Genomic DNA, 2759 nt, shown 5'->3' with positions numbered 1-2759 from the left:
TCACGGCGGCTGCCGGCGGGTACGCGCTCGTTCTCATCGGCGGCGGGCTCTACCGCGGTGGCGACGCGATCGATATCGAACTCAGCGACGAGCCGATCATCGGCGACGGCTGATTCGGGTCACGCCACGGTGACCGTCGTCTCCGCGGTCGCGTCGTGGTCCTCGGCCGCGAGCTCGCCGACGACACGGTACTCGCCGGCGGGCGGATCGCTCCACGCTCCCTCGTAGGTCGCCGAGTCGTTCGGATCGAGCGTCTCGCTGCCGAGCACCTGCGTGAACATCCGTCCCTCCGCGTGTCGCCAGACGGAGTCCCCCGTCTCGATGTCGCGCGCGACGAAATCCGCCCGCTGTCCGGTGCGGAACCTGAGCGTCAGCGGCTCGTCGCCGTCGTTCCGAACGGTGAGCGCGAGGGCGATGTCACGGTCGTCTCCGTCTTCGTCGCCGTCGGCGGTCGTCGCCGTGAGGCTGGTGTGTAGCGTGGACATGGATGGCGATGCGCGCGTGAGCGACTTAAACGCTGGCGGCGTAGGGCCGCTCCCGCGACTGCCGCGTGCGCCGGCGGCGTGCGATCCTTATTAACCGGCGGCCCGCCTACGACGACCGTGCAGGTCGTGGGGTACGACGCCGGCGGGGGCGACGGTGAGAACGGGAGTGACGACACCGGCGGCGGGTTCTACGTCGCCACCGACGGCGACGTGGAGTACCTCGACGCGAGCCCGGGAACCGTACTCTCCTATGGCCTCGGCGACCGACGATGTGCGGGTACCGTCCACGAGGGCGGTCACATCGCCTGTGAGAACCCGGACGCGCCCTACTGTGACTCGCACGCTTCCGTCTGGGTGTGCGCGCGGTGTTCCGGAACGTGTCTCAAAGACGAGATGGACTGTCACGAGGAGCATGCGATGTACCTCGCCGGGTTCGCGCCGGACGTGTTCAAGGTGGGCGTCACCCGCCGCTGGCGGCTCGAAACCCGGCTTCGCGAGCAGGGGGCGGATCGTGCGGCCCACGTCCGAACGTTCCCCGACGGCCGGGTCGCCCGCGAGGTCGAAGCCGAGCTCGCGAGCGGCGAGGACCTCGTCGATCGGGTACGGGTTCCGACGAAGCTCGCGGGGTTCGGACGCTCGGTCGACACCGAAGCGTGGGACGCGCTCCTCGACCGGTTCGACCCGATCGAGCGGTTCTCCTTCGACTACGGGCTCGACCTCGCAGACCGGCCCGTCACGGAGACGATGGCCGCCGGCACCGTCCGCGGGTGGAAGGGTCGGGTGCTGGTCCTCGACCGCGACGGCTCCACGTACGCGGTCGACGCGCGGGAGCTGGTCGGCTACGAGCTCACCGAGGAGGTGCCCGAACGCGACCTCCAGTCGAGCCTCGGAGCGTTCGGCGGGTGAGGGAGTGACACACACGACCGGCCGCGGAGCCGATCACTCCGCCTCACCGGCCGACAGGTCGCCGGTACGATCGGGGACGCCGGTGAGCTCCGCTAACGATGCACCGGCGATCCCGACGATCGCGAACTGAACGGTTATCGCGGTCAGTCGACCCACAAACAGCAGGAAACTCTTGACATCCTCCTCCGCCTGAAGGCGGAGGAATCCCGAGCGGTGGGAGTTTCAGGTTTGCAACCACGGTTGCCGCCACTTTACGGGAGTCCGCATCTAACCCAGTCGTCGTGGTCGGTGGCTGTCTGGCGGTGCCAAACCGCCGTTACTCCTATCCTCGGCGTCGGTGACTCCCACCTGTTGTTTTTGCCAGTAGGGAGTCGCTGACACGTCGCCGGACTCAGAGTTATCGTTGGGCTTGCTCAAGCCGACGGGCACAAGACGAACCCTTCGAGGATTCGTGTTCACCGCGTCGGCGTTTCGGATACTACCTCGTTACGAGGGCGGGCAGGCCGCCTCCGAAGGCCGTTCGGAATCCGCTCCGTTCCGACCTGACCCTACCGTTGTATAGCGGTTTTTGACACTTCAAAGTACGCATTGGAAACTCCAACTGAGGCGTCGGAAGTGGGTTGATTCCACGTTGTCGGATTCATCCTGCGGCTAAAGCCGCAGGTATTCTCCTTGAGTTCGTATAACTCCGCCCGCCGGGTCGGACAGTAGATCGCCGCCGACGAGGGCCGAATACGACAGGAACAGGACGAGCACGAGGGCGTATCCGAGCGCACCACCGACCCCGAGCGCGACGAGTAGTTCACGATATCGATGCCGAAGCGCCACCCGGCCGCCGGCCCAGTATCCCAGTAGGAACACGCCGCCGAACCCGACGGCGAACGCTCCGGCATCCAGCAGCCTTCGAACGATCACGACTGATTCGCCGAGGCTGTTCCCCACTGGAACGGGGTCGTCGGCTGCGAGCATCCACTCCGTGATGAATCCCGGCGAGAGATGGAGGAGCGCAAGGACACTCCCGAGGGCGGCGGCTCCGAACCCGATTCGTTTGAGGACCATGTCGGTCTCTGTCCGATAGCGGATATAAATATATTCCGCTGGAGCGAACTGCTCCACGGCGAGGGAGAGCTCGCGAACCGCCGGCTACCCCCCGATCCCGTTCTCGCTCACGAACCGACGGACGCCCGCGTACGCCACGGCGCCGAGGGCGACGTACACGACGACTGTCAACGTCGTTGCGGCGTCGGCGCTGTCGATAGCGAGCCGTGCGACCGCGTTCGTGGGCCCGCCCGCCATCGCGGTCGCACCGCCGAACAGGACGAGGACGGCCACCGAGTAGAGGAACTGCGCGGCCCGCCGGTCGGGCGC

Annotated in this window: 4 protein-coding genes and 1 pseudogene; 1 reads left to right on the top strand and 4 read right to left on the bottom strand. The window is 66.9% G+C overall.

Going from position 1 to position 2759, the window contains the following annotated elements; genetic code table 11:
* Positions 1-119: 119 nt before the first annotated feature.
* Positions 120-485 (bottom strand): BsuPI-related putative proteinase inhibitor, encoded by a 366-nt coding sequence (locus tag ACFQEU_RS14085; protein ID WP_379783178.1) that lies wholly within the window; start codon positions 483-485, stop codon positions 120-122.
* Positions 486-602: 117 nt separating this feature from the next.
* Here ACFQEU_RS14085 and ACFQEU_RS14080 point away from each other — a divergent pair, with 117 nt between their 5' ends.
* Positions 603-1391, top strand: coding sequence for a DUF2797 domain-containing protein (locus ACFQEU_RS14080; RefSeq protein WP_379783176.1), 789 nt, complete (start codon positions 603-605; stop codon positions 1389-1391).
* A gap of 33 nt (positions 1392-1424) precedes the next feature.
* Here the strand turns inward: ACFQEU_RS14080 and ACFQEU_RS14075 are convergent, their stop codons facing one another.
* The 3 genes and pseudogenes from ACFQEU_RS14075 to ACFQEU_RS14065 all read right to left on the bottom strand — a co-directional run.
* Positions 1425-1547, bottom strand: a complete 123-nt coding sequence (locus ACFQEU_RS14075; RefSeq protein WP_379783174.1) for a hypothetical protein — start codon at positions 1545-1547, stop codon at positions 1425-1427.
* A 495-nt stretch (positions 1548-2042) separates the two neighbouring features.
* On the bottom strand, positions 2043-2450 hold the full coding sequence (locus tag ACFQEU_RS14070) for a hypothetical protein (RefSeq protein WP_379783172.1): 408 nt from the start codon (positions 2448-2450) through the stop codon (positions 2043-2045).
* Between the two features lie 84 nt (positions 2451-2534).
* Positions 2535-2759 (bottom strand): annotated as a pseudogene (locus ACFQEU_RS14065) (ABC transporter permease); the annotation flags it as partial.

The organism is Halorubrum tibetense, assembly GCF_042661865.1.
In the GTDB taxonomy this organism is placed as follows: domain Archaea; phylum Halobacteriota; class Halobacteria; order Halobacteriales; family Haloferacaceae; genus Halorubrum; species Halorubrum tibetense.
This window is presented reverse-complemented; position numbering and strand designations above follow the sequence as displayed.